This window comes from Polaribacter pectinis, assembly GCF_014352875.1.
GTDB lineage: Bacteria > Bacteroidota > Bacteroidia > Flavobacteriales > Flavobacteriaceae > Polaribacter > Polaribacter pectinis.
The window spans coordinates 567,531-580,628 of record NZ_CP060695.1 but is presented as its reverse complement, the minus strand read 5'-3'; the positions used below and the strand labels follow the sequence as shown (position 1 = coordinate 580,628).

The following is a 13,098-nucleotide window of genomic DNA, read 5'->3' as shown; positions in this document are numbered from 1 at the left end:
GAATCTACGCTCTTAAAACTTGAATATCTTCTCCTACAATCTTTAAAATAGTTGATGATTTTATATTCTCTTTACTTTGATGCAAATTTACTATATAATCTACTCCATCCAAAATTGGTTGACTAATTTCTTTAAATGATTTTGGTGTATTTTCTCCACTAACATTTGCAGACGTAGAAACTATTGGTTTGCCAAATCGTTTTATTAATTTTCTACAAAATTCGTCTTTTACAATTCTAATAGCAATGGTTTTATCTTCTGCAATTGTATTTTTAGCAAAACCTTTTGGGTTGTTATAAATAATGGTAGTTGGTTTGTTTGTGTTTTTTAGAATTTCTAATGCTTTATTAGGTACAGAAACATATTTTTTCAACATAAATATAGAGCTAACTAATACAATTAAACTCTTACTTTCTTCTCTATTCTTTAGTTTATAGATATTAGAAACTGCTTCAAAATTTGTAGCATCACAACCTAAACCCCAAACAGTATCTGTAGGGTATAAAATTGTTTTTCCTTGTTTTAAAAATTCATTTGTATTTAAAATTTCTGTCAACATTTAATTTTCAAACTTTTATTATAACAATTAAATTGTATTTTTACAACGGGTACAAAAATACCATATTCTTATAGAAAAAACCTAAAATGATTGTTGTTAGAATTCTTGGTGGTTTAGGAAATCAAATGTTTCAATACGCATATGCGAAAGCATTAGAACAGAAAGGTTTTAATGTAAAATTAGATATTTCTAAATTTAAAAAATACAAATTACATGGTGGTTATCAATTAAATAAATTCAATATAGACATTAATGTTGCCGATACTTTACCTATTTTACTAGGGAAAATTGGTGTTAAAAAATCTTTAAAAGAAAAAAGTTTATTATTTGATAAAAACTTGCTTTCTCTTAAAGGAAATGAATATGTAAAAGGATACTTTCAAACAGAGAAATATTTTTTAGAAATTAGAGAAATTTTATTGAAGAATTTTAAGATTAAGCAAAAAATAGCTCCTTCAACAAAAAAGTATGTAGACGCTATTTTATCTTATAAAAACACTTGTTCTTTACATATTAGAAGAGGAGATTACATTACTGATAAAAAAGCAAATAGCGTACATGGAACTTGTAGTTTAGAGTATTATAAAGAAGCAATAGAAATAATTTTAAAACAAAATTTAGATACTCATTTTTTTATTTTTTCTGATGATATTGCTTGGACAAAAGAAAACTTAAAAATAGAAAACGCTATTTTTATAGAACACAAAACAATACCTCATGAAGACATCTATTTAATGAGTTTGTGCAAAAATAACATTACAGCAAATAGTAGTTTTTCTTGGTGGGGAGCTTGGTTAAACAACCACAAAAGTAAAACTGTAATTGCGCCAAAACAATGGTTTGTAGATAAAGAAAATGAGATTGCTTGCTCTAATTGGGTTAAAATATGAGTTCATACAAAGTATATTATATAAATCTAGATAAGAGTCTTGAGAGAAGAACCTTTATGGAAAATCAATTTAAAGAATTGAATATTCCAATAACAAGAATTACTGCAGTTTATGGAAAAAAACTAGACAAAGCACTTTTAAAAAATGAGAAAAGTAAACATAAAATTTTAGCTCATTTTCCGTATCCAAATGATGGTGAAATTGGTATCTGTTTAACTCATTTTAAACTTTGGGATTTTCTATCTAAACAACCAGAAGATTTCTCTATTGTTTTAGAGGATGATGCCGAAGTTCACAAAGATTTTTTTACGGATTTAAAACAACTTTTAGAACAAATAACCATTGACGATTTTTTAGATATTTCTGGTAAAAAAGGGTTCTTTTCACTCAATAAAAATGACTTAATTACCAAATTCTTAATGCCACCAGTTTTAATGATTGGGCAAATTATTGGTAGAAATGCAGCTAAAAAGCTATCTGATAATTTAAGTGATTACTATGCCCCTATTGATGTTATGAAACAAGATGTTTATAAACACAAGGTAAAGCTATATTCTACTAACAAAAAATACGTAGAAAGTATTGATAAGAAAATGGGTGGAAGTACAATTCAACAAAACAATATGATTGTTTGGAAAAAAGTAATTAGAGAAATTATTCGTCCTTTCTGGCAAATTATATCTTTATTTACTTATAAACTAAATAGATGTGTTAGAAATTATATTTTCTACAAAAAAAATTAATTTTCTTTAATTCCTTTATTTAGTAACCAAAGTTTAATATATCTAGTTAAAACTCCATATGCTTGAGTTTTTGCCACTAAAAAACCAGTAAATCCATCTAAAAAACCTAACCTAATTATATAATGAATAAAAAATCTTGCTGCAGGTTTTATCATTACATGATAAATGTTAACAGTTTTTCCTTTTTGATGTAATTCTTTTGCTCTAATGGCAGCATAATGATTCATTTTAGAAATATAATGATCATAATTTCTGTATGAAAAATGATCAATTTTATTTTTAAAAAAACCAATTTCTCCTTTAGCAACTATCTTTTCATGGACAAGCCCAGTATATTTACAATTTTCTTTTAAAAATAAACGAATTACTTTATCTCTTTGAAAACCACTGTAGTTTACTTTTCTTCCACAAAAATAGAAGGTTCTTCTTACATAAAAGCCAACAAAACCATTAGGTTTTTTAACCGCTTTTAAAATTTCGTCCTTAACCCCTGGAGTTACTCTTTCATCTGCATCTAAAATATAAATCCAAGCGTTTTTAGCTTGTTCAATAGCAAAGTTTTTTTGAGAAGAAAAATCATCAAACTTTCGCTTGATGATTTTTACATTATACTTCTCTGCTATTTCTATAGTTTTATCTGTACTAAAAGAATCAATCACAATTATTTCATCAGCAAAACTCACAGATTCAATTGCTGCTGCAATATGAATTTCTTCATTTAGAGTTGGTATAATTGCGGTAATTTTAGTCATAGATTTTTAAATCTTATACGGCTACGTCATATTCACGTAAAGCATCGTTTAAAGATGTTTTCTTATTTGTACTCTCTTTTCTTTTTCCAATAATTAATGCACAAGGTACATTGTACTCTCCTGCTGCAAATTTCTTCGTGTAACTTCCTGGGATTACTACAGATCTTGCAGGGACTCTTCCTTTCATTTCAATAGGTTCATCTCCAGTAACATCAATTATTTTTGTGCTCATAGTTAATACAACATTTGCACCTAAAACTGCTTCTTTTTCTACTCTTACTCCTTCAACAACAATACATCTAGAGCCAATAAAAGCACCATCTTCTATAATTACTGGTGCAGCTTGTAATGGTTCTAAAACACCACCAATTCCAACTCCACCAGAAAGGTGTACATTTTTACCAATTTGTGCACAAGAACCAACTGTAGCCCAAGTATCTACCATAGTTCCTTCATCTACATAAGCACCAATATTTACATAACTTGGCATTAAAATAGTTCCTGCAGAAATATATGCTCCATGTCTTGCAACTGCATTTGGCACTACTCTAATTCCTCTTTCTGCAAAATTTCTTTTCAAAGGAATTTTATCATGATATTCAAAAATACCAGCTTCTAAAGTTTCCATTTTTTGAATTGGGAAATATAAAACAACCGCTTTTTTAACCCATTCATTTACTTGCCAACCATCAGTTGTTGGTTCTGCAACTCTTAATTCTCCTTTATCTAATAAATCAACTACTTTTCTAATGGTATCTATCGTGTTTTGTTCTTTTAATAACTCACGGTTTTCCCAAGCTGATTCTATAATTTCTCTAATATCTTTCATTGTAATAAATTAATTTCTGCAAATATAAATGTATCTGTAAAAATAGAAAGCGAAGATACATTTTTTAAACAGATATTTCTGCTTTGTTTAAAAAACGTATTTTTGCAAAAACAATTGTAAATGGCTAGAATTTTAGCAATAGATTTTGGAAAAAAAAGGACAGGAATAGCTGTTACAGATGAAATGCAAATAATTGCATCTGGCTTAACAACAGTTAATACAGAAGAATTAATTCCGTTTTTAAAAGAATATACTACAAAAGAAAAAGTAGAATTATTTTTAGTTGGTAAACCGAAACAAATGGATAATTCTGACAGTGAAAGTGAAGCATTGATTCTTCCTTTCTTAAAAAAACTTGAAAAACAAATTCCACAAATTCCAATAATAAGAATTGATGAGCGCTTTACTTCTAAAATGGCTTTTCAAACAATGATAGATAGTGGAATGAAGAAAAAACAACGTAGAAATAAAGCAATGGTAGATGAAATCAGTGCAACAATTATTTTGCAGTCGTATTTATATAGCAAATAATTTTCTACAACCTACAATCTTTGTATTTTTGCATTCCTTTAAAATGAATATTAAATGATATTACCAGTTGTTGCTTATGGAGATCCTGTTTTACGCAAAATGTGTGTAGAAATAGATGCAGATTATCCAGATTTAGAAAAGTTAATTGCTAACATGAAAGAAACCATGTACAATGCTTCTGGTGTTGGTTTGGCTGCCCCACAAATTGGTAAAGCCATTCGTTTGTTTTTAATTGACGCATCTCCTTTTGCTGATGATGAGGAATTATCAGATGAAGACAGAGAAGTTTTAAAAAATTTTAATAAAGTTTTTATAAACGCGCAAATTGTAAAAGAAGAAGGTGATGAATGGGCTTTTAATGAAGGATGTTTAAGTATTCCTGATGTTAGAGAAGACGTTTTTCGTCAACCAAAAATTACAATTGAGTATCAAGATGAAGATTTTAAAAAACATACAGAAGTTTTAGACGGTTTAGCAGCCAGAGTTTTTCAACATGAATATGACCATATTGAAGGTGTTTTGTTTACAGACAAACTTTCTACTTTAAAGAAAAGGTTGATAAAAAAGAAATTAGAAAATATTTCAAAAGGAAAAATTAGAGCAGATTACAGAATGCGTTTTCCAAATTTAAAAAAAGGTAAATAGTCTTAAAAAAGACAAAAAAATATACAAATGGAATTTAATAAAATTATTGCTGTTACAGCAAAACCAGGTTTATACCAAGTAGTTTCTCAATCTAAAAATGCTATTATTGTAGAAGCTTTAGCAGACAAAAAACGTTTAGCAATTAACACTACACAAAATGTTAGTTTGTTAGAAAATATTGCAATTTACACCTACGAAGAAGACATGCCATTGTTAGATGTTTTTAAAGCTATTTCAGCAAAAACTGTAGGTAAAGAAGCAATTTCTCATAAAGAAAGTGGCAAAAAATTAGAAGCATTTTTTCTAGAAATTTTACCAAATTACGATGATGAACGTGTGTATACTTCTAACATTAAGAAAGTAATTCAGTGGTATAATCTTTTAGTAAAAGCTGGAATGGATTTTACTAAAATTGAAGCGCCAGCAGAAGAAAATTCTGAAGAAGTTAAATAGTTTTAAGAACCAGTTGTAAGTTTTTTAAAACGAAAAATTTACGGCTTTTATCTTTGGTAATAATTGCTTTGTAACTCAAAATAATGAACTCTAGAAAAGAACAATTAGCCGCTTTTAATCGTTTGTTAGATATTATGGACGAGCTTCGAGAGCAGTGTCCTTGGGATAAAAAACAAACATTAGAAAGCTTACGTCATTTAACAATTGAAGAAACGTATGAGCTTGCAGACGCTATTCTAGACAACGATTTACAAGAAATAAAAAAAGAATTAGGCGATGTGCTTTTGCACATCGTTTTTTATGCAAAAATTGGAAGCGAGAAAAAAGCTTTCGATATTGCTGATGTTGCCAATTCAATTTCTGATAAATTAATAGATAGACATCCTCATATTTATGGAGATGTTATTGTTGAAAATGAAGAAGAAGTTAAACGTAATTGGGAACAATTAAAACTAAAAGAAGGAAAAGAATCTGTTCTAGAAGGAGTTCCTAAAAGTTTACCTGCTGTTGTTAAAGCTAGTAGAATTCAAGAAAAAGTTGCTGGTGTAGGTTTCGATTGGGAAGTACCACAACAAGTTTGGGAAAAAGTACAAGAAGAACTTTCTGAATTAAACGAAGAAATTAAAGCTGGTAATAAAGAAAATACCGAAAAAGAATTCGGCGATGTTTTATTTTCTATGATAAACTACGCTCGTTTTATAGGTGTAAATCCCGAAAATGCTTTAGAAAAAACGAATAAGAAATTTATAAATCGTTTTCAATATCTAGAAAAAGCTGCTAAAAAAGAAGGAAAACAACTTGCAGACATGTCCTTAACCGAAATGGATGTTTATTGGGAAGAATCTAAAAAATTCTTTCGTTAATTGTCTTTCTTCGGATAAAATTGAGACTCTAAAAAGCCTAATCCGTAACCTAAAAATTGGGTTAATGAAGTAATCATACTCAAAAAAGAAACGTATAAATTTTTATTTTGAAATAAAGAATCTACAAAGATTAGTAAAAAGTAAAAACCGTAGAAATATAAAAGCTGATTGTAGCCAAAAATTGCAGCAATTATACTTAAATCGAATCCGATTATAAATATACTTGGAAACCAATACGTCAGTTTTGCTGTTTCTGGATATTTTTTATTTAATAAAGGCCTTGCTGTTCCAAAACCAAAAGTCTGTTTAAAAAATTGCTGAATTGTACTTCTACGTTTATGATACACAAATGCTTTTTCTATCAACTGTGTTTCGAATTCATTTTCCCAAAGTCTAAAAGTTAAATCGATATCTTCTCCGTTTTTCATTTTAGAAAAACCTTTTGTTTTTTTAAATGCTTTTTTAGACATGCCAAGATTAAAACTTCTTGGTTGAAATTTACCAACTCCTTTTTTCTTTCCACGAATTCCACCTGTTGTTAAAACGGAAGTCATAGAATAGTTAATTGCTTTTTGCAAAGATGTAAAACTTTTATGTGCAGCATCTGGCCCACCAAAAGCATCTGTATAATTAATTTCTAAAGCTTTTTTAACTTCCGATAAATATTGGGTTGGAACAATAACATCTGAATCTAAAATGATAAAATAGCTTCCAGAAGCTTTTTCCATTCCAAAATTTCTGCTTGCTCCTGCTCCACTGTTTTCCTTGAAATAATATTTTAAATCAAGCTGATTATTATATTTATTTACAATTTCTTTTGAAGAATTTTCTGAACCATCTTCAATTATTAAAACTTCGAAAGCATCAGAAAAATCTTGTTTTGTAAGACTTTCTAATAACTCGTCTATTTCTTGTGGACGATTGTAAACGGGAATTATTATGGAGAAATTTAGGTTCAAAGTTCTTTGTTCTGGTTTCTGAATTCAAAAGTAGTGAAATTAAAAAAGTTGAATGGACTTATTTTACCCTTTCAACTTTAAAATATAATTTAATAATTGGTTTATCTGAAAGTTTGCAAACAAGTTTAGCCCTGATTGAACGGTTTGTTTGAGCTCTTTTTTGCATTTTTCTTGCAAAAAAAGCGAGTAGTGAAAGCAGGAAATAGCTTCTAACCTAACAATTCTTTTGCGTGCGTTAAAGCTGAATCTGAAATATCTTTTCCACTTAACATTTCTGCAATCTCAACAATCCTTTCTTCATTGGAAAGTTGTTTTAAATTGGTGGTTGTAATTCCTTTTATTTCTTCTTTATAAACTTTGTAATGGTTGTTACCTTTTGCTGCAATTTGTGGTAAATGCGTAATTGCAACAACTTGCATATGATTGCTCATTTGTTGCATAATTGCTGCTATTTTGTTGGAAACTTCACCAGAAACTCCTGTATCAATTTCATCGAAAATAATAGTTGGCAAATGAATGTTTTCTGACAATACTTTCTTTACTGCCAGCATTATTCTTGACAATTCTCCACCTGAAGCTACTTTTTTAAGCTCGCCAAAATTACCACCTTTATTTGCTGAAAATAGAAACTCTAAATTGTCTTTTCCATTAGGGAAATAAATAATAGTTTGTTTTACTTTTATTGAAAAACGTGCGTTTTGCATCCCTAAATCCGCCAATAAACTTTCTAATTCTTTGGTTAATTTTGGAATTGCAGTTGTTCTAGATTTTGTAATTAAATCGGCAACTTTGTCTAGTTTTTCTGAAACTGAATGAATTTCTTGTTTCTTCTTATTGATTGTGTCTTCTGCAGATTCTACTTGTTGTACTTTATCTGATAATTCTTCAAAAACCACCAACAGTTCTTCAATAGTACCTACTGTATGTTTCTTTTGTAAATTATAGATTAATTGCAATCTATCGTTAATTTCTTCAGCTTCATTAGGGTTGAAATCTACATTTTCATTTGCATCTTCTAATTCTGCAACAACATCGTCTATTTCTATTTTTACAGAAGTTATTCTTTCTGATATTTGTTGGTATTCTTTAGAAAAAGAAGCTATTTTAGACAACCTATTTTCTAATGTGTTTAGCAAATTCTGAATTCCTATTTCCTCATTAATAGAGATTTCTAACGCTTCAGATAAGTTTGTTTTAATATCTTCAATATTATTTAACTTCTCTAATCTTTCTTCTAAATCTTCTTGCTCATCAGCCTTTAAATTTGCTTCCTCCAATTCTTTAAACAAATGCAAATTATAATCGTATTGCTGATTTGCCTCTTTTTGAATTCTTTCTAATTCTTTAAGCTCTTTTTCTAAATACTGTAATTGTAAGTAACCTCTTTGGTAAGATTCTATTTTCTTTTTATTATTTGCTAAAGCATCAATTATAGAAAATTGAAAAGCATTATCTGACAATTCCATTGTTTGATGTTGCGAATGCACATCAATCAACTTATTTCTTAATTCGTTTAAAACGGATAAGTTTACAGGCGTATCATTTACAAAAGCACGCGACTTACCAGAAGGAAGAATTTCTCTTCTAATAATGGTTTCTGCTTCGTAATCTAAATCTACTTCATTAAAAAAATCTTCTAAATTGTAATTTGCAATTGCCATTTTGGCCTCTACTATACATTTTTGCGAAGTATCTTTTAAAGAAGACAAATCTGCTCTGTTTCCTAAAACCAAACCTAAAGCTCCTAAAAGTATAGATTTACCTGCTCCTGTTTCACCCGTAATTATGGATAAACCCGAAGAGAAATCAATTGATAATGAATCGATTAATGCGTAGTTGTTTATGGAAAGTTGTGTTAGCAAATTCTCTAATTTTTAAAGAATAAAAGTAGCTATTTTAAATTAGAAATAATAGTAAAAAACAAAGTAGAATTAAGAATTCTACTTAATGTTTTTCCACTTACTATTATTGTTAGGAGAAATTTTTCTTAAAACCTCTGTTAACCTAGAAATATTTCTAGTTTTTGGTCCATCTGAATAGATGTTTACAATTTCATCTGCCTTTGCATCAAAAAAGAGCCTTATTAGATAATTACCTACGGTTTTATTATATATGTTTTCCATAGATAAAACTGAATCTTCTAAACTTTGTTTGGCTATATTTTTATTTGAAAGAAACTCATCTAACCCATTTCTATGGTATGTATACATTACATTCCTATAGTTTTTCAATTTAGGAGATAACATATTATCTATCAATAAATAACGGTTTTGTTTACCTACAACATTCTGCCAAGAAGACAAACCACTTTGTTGCGCTTGTAACATTACATTTTGCGCTTCTTTTAAATGACTTTCTCCACCATATTTAGAAAATGTATCTGCATCTGCACCTAAAATAACATTCACATAAAAAACAATTGTAGAAACTAAATTGCTATCAAAAGAGTTTTTATTATAAATTAAAGGATCGAACTCATTATACTTAAAGTTAAATTCATTGTCTTTTATATTTAAAATTGGTGATGCATAACTAGAACCAAAAACAGGTCTTGTAGATTGTACTTGTAAAGTTGCTTTAAAGTTATTAGCGTCTCTAGAAGTAATTATAATTGTCATTGCACAATCAATCCTTTCTTCTGGTTTTACGGTCTTATTTGTCCATTTAGTTTGGTTTAAATATTCTGTTAAAGACTGTTGTAAAGTATTAAAAACTTGCTTATTTGAACCTGCAACTTGTTCTGAATTTACTGTAACTAAACAGTTTAATTCTTGCGAATTAATACTTGAAATTGTAAATATTAAACTAAAAAGGAAAATAAGTTTACGCATTTATTTTTTTTATGATTTCGTTTATAATATCAGTTGCAACTTCTTTTTTAGACTTTAACTCGAAAGATTTTTCATTAAAATCTTTATCAATAATAGTAATTTTATTTGTGTCTGTTGCAAAACCTGCTCCTTTATCTTGCAGTGAATTTAATACAATTGCATCTAAATTTTTACGTTTTAATTTACTTTTTGCATTTTCTATTTCATTATTGGTCTCTAATGCAAAACCTACTAAAAACTGTTGTTTCTTTATTTTACCTAAAGATGCTAAAATATCTTTAGTTGGTGTTAACTCAATCTCTAACGCTGCTTCTGTCTTTTTTATTTTCTGATTGGCAACATTTTTTGGTTTGTAATCTGCAACTGCAGCAGAAAGAATAGCAATATCTACGTCTTTAAAGTAAGTATGAGAAGCTTTGTACATTTCTTCCGCAGAAACTACATCTATTCTTTTTACTAAAGAGTGATTTATTTTTTGATGACTTGGTCCAGAAATCAAATACACTTCTGCTCCTAAATTAGCTGCTGCATTGGCTATAGAAAACCCCATTTTACCAGAGGAATGATTTCCTATAAAACGAACAGGATCTATGGCTTCGTATGTTGGACCGGCAGTAATTAATACTTTTTTACCTTTTAAAGGCAATTTTGATAAAATATCATTTTGTATGAATGAGACAATATCTTCTGGTTCTGACATTCTTCCTTCACCAACCAAACCACTAGCCAGTTCTCCAGAAGTTGCCGGAATTAAAATATTACCAAAACTTTGTAATTTGTCTAAACTTTCTTTTGTAGATGGATGGATGTACATATCTAAATCCATTGCCGGAGCAAAATAAACAGGACATTTTGCTGATAAATAAGTAGCCAATAGCAAATTATCGCAAGTTCCATTAGACATTTTAGACAATGTATTTGCTGTTGCTGGTGCAACCAACATATAATCTGCCCAAAGACCTAAATCTACGTGATTATTCCATAGTTCATTTTCATCTTCTTTATCATAAAAAGTTGTATGAACTGGATTTTTAGAAAGTGTGGAAAGTGTAAGAGGTGTTATAAAATCTTTAGACGCAGGAGTCATAATAACTTTGACTTCTGCGCCTAATTTTATAAATAAACGAACTAAACTAGCCGTTTTATAAGCAGCAATTCCAGCAGTAATTCCTAATAGAATTTTTTTACCACTTAAAACAGACATTATTCTGTTTCTGGAGTTCTAAAATATACTTTGTCATTTAACCATTCGTCAACAGCAATAGCAGTTGGTTTAGGTAATCTTTCGTAAAATTTAGAAACTTCTATTTGTTCTTTGTTTTCAAAAACTTCTTCTAAACTATCATTGTAAGTAGCAAACTCATCTAATTTATCTACCAATTCTCTCTTTAAATCAGAGTTTATTTGCTCTGCTCTTTTAGAAATAATAGAAATTGCCTGATAAATATTTTCAGTAGGCGCCTCAATTTCATTTTTGTTATAAGTAATAGTACTTAATGCTGCTTTTGTGTCTTTATAATCCATAATAATAATTATTTCTTTTTTGAATTTTCGTATTCTTTTTGCTTTGCTACCAAAGCATCAATTCTTACCTTTTCTTTTTCTAAAGTTGCTAACATTAAATTAGCATCTTCCATAAATTGAGATTCTGGAAAGTTTCTTTTTAACTTTTCATAAGCTTCAATTGCATCTTTAATACGTTCTGGTTTTCTTCTATCGAAACTTTTTAGCACAAAATCATGCGCTGCTTTTAGTCTGTAGTATAGTGCTTCCTCTTTAAATTCTGATCCTAAAAAATCTGACAATAAATTATCGAAAGCTTGAATTGCTGCTTTGTAATTTCTTAAGTCGTAATCTGCAGTTCTATAATAAGTTTTTGCAATTTCGAAATATTTCTTTTCTAACTTGTAACGTAATTCTTTATAATGCTTGTTCGCCTCAGGAATTTTATCTGAATCTGGATACGTATTTATGAAACTTTGAAAAGATTCTAATGCTTTATTTGTATCTGTAGGATCTAAACTAAAAACTGGAGAAGCTAACTTGTAACTGTAAGCAGACAAAAATGCAGCTTCTTCTTTTTTAGAACTTTTAGGATAGTTTTTTGCAAAACGATCGAAATAATATCCAGAAATACTGTAATTTTTTTCGTTAAAGTTAGATTGAGAAATCATAAATGAAATTCTTTCCATTTGTGGTTTTCCTCTATAAGCTGGCGTAATTTTTTCGAAAAGGCGTAACGCTTTTCCATATTTATTACTTTCGTACATTTTAACAGCCATTTTATACTGCTCTTCTGTAGTACCTTTATTTAATACTTTTTGATACTCACCACATGAAAACAACAGGAGTGAGAACATCAATAAAAACGCTAAATTTTTAATTTTTTGCATCGGGCAAAATTAGTGATTAATAATGGATAAATAAAACGATTTTTCACACAGTTAATTGTGCTGTGTAATAATCATTACAAAACAACAAAAATTTGCGCTATTTGATACTAAAAGTTTGTTAATTTTGCCCTTGGTCTGGAGCAACAGTAATTAATTGTTTTATATCATTATCAAAAAGATAGAAACCACTTTTATCATCACCAATTAAGTTTATTTTATCTAAAATATTTCTGGCTAATGCTTCTTCTTCTATTTGTTCTGAAACATACCATTGTAGAAAATTATGAGTAGCATAATCTCTTTCTTCTAAAGTTATATGAACCAAATCATTAATAGATTTAGATACAAACACTTCATGTTCAAAAAGAGTTTGAAAAACTTCTTTAAAAGAACCAAATTCTGATGGTGGTGCTGTTAATGCAGATACTTTTGCATGTCCTCCGCGTTCATTTATAAACTTTACCATTTTTAACATGTGCATTCTTTCTTCGTCTGAATGTGCATACATAAATTGAGAAACACCTTCAAAACCTTGTGTTTCTGCCCAAGAAGCCATTGCTAAATATACTTGTGAAGATTCTGCTTCTATTGTTACTTGTTTATTTAATGCGTCTTGAATTTTTGCTGATAACATGTTTATTGATTGTTTT

Annotated in this window: 16 protein-coding genes; 6 read left to right on the top strand and 10 right to left on the bottom strand. The window is 28.9% G+C overall.

Features of this window, described 5'->3' with window-relative positions; all coding sequences use genetic code 11:
• Positions 1-4: 4 nt before the first annotated feature.
• Positions 5-559 carry an L-threonylcarbamoyladenylate synthase gene (locus tag H9W90_RS02760; protein WP_187482947.1) on the bottom strand — a complete coding sequence of 185 codons (555 nt, stop codon included), beginning with the start codon at positions 557-559 and terminating at the stop codon, positions 5-7.
• 86 nt (positions 560-645) lie between these two features.
• On the opposite strand from H9W90_RS02760, the gene H9W90_RS02755 reads away from it, so the two are divergent.
• Together H9W90_RS02755 and H9W90_RS02750 are read left to right on the top strand one after the other, a co-directional pair.
• The gene (locus H9W90_RS02755; protein ID WP_187482946.1) at positions 646-1,449 is read left to right on the top strand and encodes an alpha-1,2-fucosyltransferase; all 804 of its coding nucleotides are present in this window, start codon (positions 646-648) and stop codon (positions 1,447-1,449) included.
• Positions 1,446-2,192, top strand: a complete 747-nt coding sequence (locus H9W90_RS02750) for a glycosyltransferase family 25 protein (protein ID WP_187482945.1) — start codon at positions 1,446-1,448, stop codon at positions 2,190-2,192. The genes H9W90_RS02755 and H9W90_RS02750 overlap by 4 nt, the downstream gene beginning before the upstream one ends.
• Here the strand turns inward: H9W90_RS02750 and H9W90_RS02745 are convergent.
• Both H9W90_RS02745 and H9W90_RS02740 read right to left on the bottom strand, forming a co-directional pair.
• Positions 2,189-2,944, bottom strand: coding sequence for a glycosyltransferase family 2 protein (locus tag H9W90_RS02745; RefSeq protein ID WP_187482944.1), 756 nt, complete (start codon positions 2,942-2,944; stop codon positions 2,189-2,191). The two genes, H9W90_RS02750 and H9W90_RS02745, sit on opposite strands and share 4 nt — an antisense overlap.
• A 13-nt stretch (positions 2,945-2,957) precedes the next feature.
• A complete protein-coding gene (locus tag H9W90_RS02740) occupies positions 2,958-3,773 on the bottom strand; it encodes a 2,3,4,5-tetrahydropyridine-2,6-dicarboxylate N-succinyltransferase (protein WP_187482943.1) in 816 nt (271 codons plus the stop codon).
• 120 nt (positions 3,774-3,893) lie between these two features.
• On the opposite strand from H9W90_RS02740, the gene ruvX reads away from it, so the two are divergent.
• From ruvX to mazG, 4 genes are all read left to right on the top strand, one after another.
• Positions 3,894-4,304 carry a Holliday junction resolvase RuvX gene (gene ruvX, locus H9W90_RS02735; RefSeq protein ID WP_187482942.1) on the top strand — a complete coding sequence of 137 codons (411 nt, stop codon included), beginning with the start codon at positions 3,894-3,896 and terminating at the stop codon, positions 4,302-4,304.
• Between the two features lie 54 nt (positions 4,305-4,358).
• Positions 4,359-4,949 (top strand): peptide deformylase, encoded by a 591-nt coding sequence (gene def / locus H9W90_RS02730; RefSeq protein ID WP_187482941.1) that lies wholly within the window; start codon positions 4,359-4,361, stop codon positions 4,947-4,949.
• Between the two features lie 27 nt (positions 4,950-4,976).
• Complete coding sequence (locus tag H9W90_RS02725; RefSeq protein WP_187482940.1) at positions 4,977-5,402, top strand: DUF5606 family protein; 426 nt, start codon at positions 4,977-4,979, stop codon at positions 5,400-5,402.
• A gap of 83 nt (positions 5,403-5,485) precedes the next feature.
• Positions 5,486-6,265, top strand: coding sequence for a nucleoside triphosphate pyrophosphohydrolase (gene mazG, locus H9W90_RS02720; RefSeq protein ID WP_187482939.1), 780 nt, complete (start codon positions 5,486-5,488; stop codon positions 6,263-6,265).
• Here the strand turns inward: mazG and H9W90_RS02715 are convergent.
• The 7 genes from H9W90_RS02715 to H9W90_RS02685 form a co-directional block, all read right to left on the bottom strand.
• Positions 6,262-7,224 carry a glycosyltransferase family 2 protein gene (locus tag H9W90_RS02715; protein ID WP_187482938.1) on the bottom strand — a complete coding sequence of 321 codons (963 nt, stop codon included), beginning with the start codon at positions 7,222-7,224 and terminating at the stop codon, positions 6,262-6,264. The genes mazG and H9W90_RS02715 overlap by 4 nt on opposite strands.
• A 209-nt stretch (positions 7,225-7,433) precedes the next feature.
• Complete coding sequence (gene recN, locus H9W90_RS02710; RefSeq protein ID WP_187482937.1) at positions 7,434-9,086, bottom strand: DNA repair protein RecN; 1,653 nt, start codon at positions 9,084-9,086, stop codon at positions 7,434-7,436.
• 78 nt (positions 9,087-9,164) lie between these two features.
• Positions 9,165-10,055, bottom strand: a complete 891-nt coding sequence (gene porD / locus H9W90_RS02705; protein ID WP_187482936.1) for a type IX secretion system protein PorD — start codon at positions 10,053-10,055, stop codon at positions 9,165-9,167.
• The gene (gene coaBC / locus H9W90_RS02700) at positions 10,048-11,259 is read right to left on the bottom strand and encodes a bifunctional phosphopantothenoylcysteine decarboxylase/phosphopantothenate--cysteine ligase CoaBC (RefSeq protein ID WP_187482935.1); all 1,212 of its coding nucleotides are present in this window, start codon (positions 11,257-11,259) and stop codon (positions 10,048-10,050) included. The genes porD and coaBC overlap by 8 nt, the downstream gene beginning before the upstream one ends.
• Positions 11,259-11,579: a DNA-directed RNA polymerase subunit omega gene (locus H9W90_RS02695; RefSeq protein ID WP_187482934.1), complete on the bottom strand. Its 321-nt coding sequence runs from the start codon at positions 11,577-11,579 to the stop codon at positions 11,259-11,261. Before H9W90_RS02695 ends, coaBC begins: the two co-directional genes overlap by 1 nt.
• An 8-nt stretch (positions 11,580-11,587) precedes the next feature.
• Positions 11,588-12,448, bottom strand: a complete 861-nt coding sequence (locus tag H9W90_RS02690; protein WP_187482933.1) for an outer membrane protein assembly factor BamD — start codon at positions 12,446-12,448, stop codon at positions 11,588-11,590.
• Positions 12,449-12,566: 118 nt separating this feature from the next.
• Entirely contained in the window at positions 12,567-13,082 is a 516-nt protein-coding gene (locus H9W90_RS02685; RefSeq protein WP_187482932.1) for a ferritin, read from the bottom strand.
• Between the last annotated feature and the right edge of the window lie 16 nt (positions 13,083-13,098).

What these genes read in the sequence shown, in the direction of transcription:
- H9W90_RS02760 (WP_187482947.1), bottom strand. Translation starts at nt 559, where the DNA reads ATGTTGACAGAAATTTTAAATACAAATGAATTTTTAAAACAAGGAAAA.
- H9W90_RS02755 (WP_187482946.1), top strand. Translation starts at nt 646, where the DNA reads ATGATTGTTGTTAGAATTCTTGGTGGTTTAGGAAATCAAATGTTTCAA.
- H9W90_RS02750 (WP_187482945.1), top strand. Translation starts at nt 1,446, where the DNA reads ATGAGTTCATACAAAGTATATTATATAAATCTAGATAAGAGTCTTGAG.
- H9W90_RS02745 (WP_187482944.1), bottom strand. Translation starts at nt 2,944, where the DNA reads ATGACTAAAATTACCGCAATTATACCAACTCTAAATGAAGAAATTCAT.
- H9W90_RS02740 (WP_187482943.1), bottom strand. Translation starts at nt 3,773, where the DNA reads ATGAAAGATATTAGAGAAATTATAGAATCAGCTTGGGAAAACCGTGAG.
- ruvX (WP_187482942.1), top strand. Translation starts at nt 3,894, where the DNA reads ATGGCTAGAATTTTAGCAATAGATTTTGGAAAAAAAAGGACAGGAATA.
- def (WP_187482941.1), top strand. Translation starts at nt 4,359, where the DNA reads ATGATATTACCAGTTGTTGCTTATGGAGATCCTGTTTTACGCAAAATG.
- H9W90_RS02725 (WP_187482940.1), top strand. Translation starts at nt 4,977, where the DNA reads ATGGAATTTAATAAAATTATTGCTGTTACAGCAAAACCAGGTTTATAC.
- mazG (WP_187482939.1), top strand. Translation starts at nt 5,486, where the DNA reads ATGAACTCTAGAAAAGAACAATTAGCCGCTTTTAATCGTTTGTTAGAT.
- porD (WP_187482936.1), bottom strand. Translation starts at nt 10,055, where the DNA reads ATGCGTAAACTTATTTTCCTTTTTAGTTTAATATTTACAATTTCAAGT.
- coaBC (WP_187482935.1), bottom strand. Translation starts at nt 11,259, where the DNA reads ATGTCTGTTTTAAGTGGTAAAAAAATTCTATTAGGAATTACTGCTGGA.
- H9W90_RS02695 (WP_187482934.1), bottom strand. Translation starts at nt 11,579, where the DNA reads ATGGATTATAAAGACACAAAAGCAGCATTAAGTACTATTACTTATAAC.
- H9W90_RS02690 (WP_187482933.1), bottom strand. Translation starts at nt 12,448, where the DNA reads ATGCAAAAAATTAAAAATTTAGCGTTTTTATTGATGTTCTCACTCCTG.
- H9W90_RS02685 (WP_187482932.1), bottom strand. Translation starts at nt 13,082, where the DNA reads ATGTTATCAGCAAAAATTCAAGACGCATTAAATAAACAAGTAACAATA.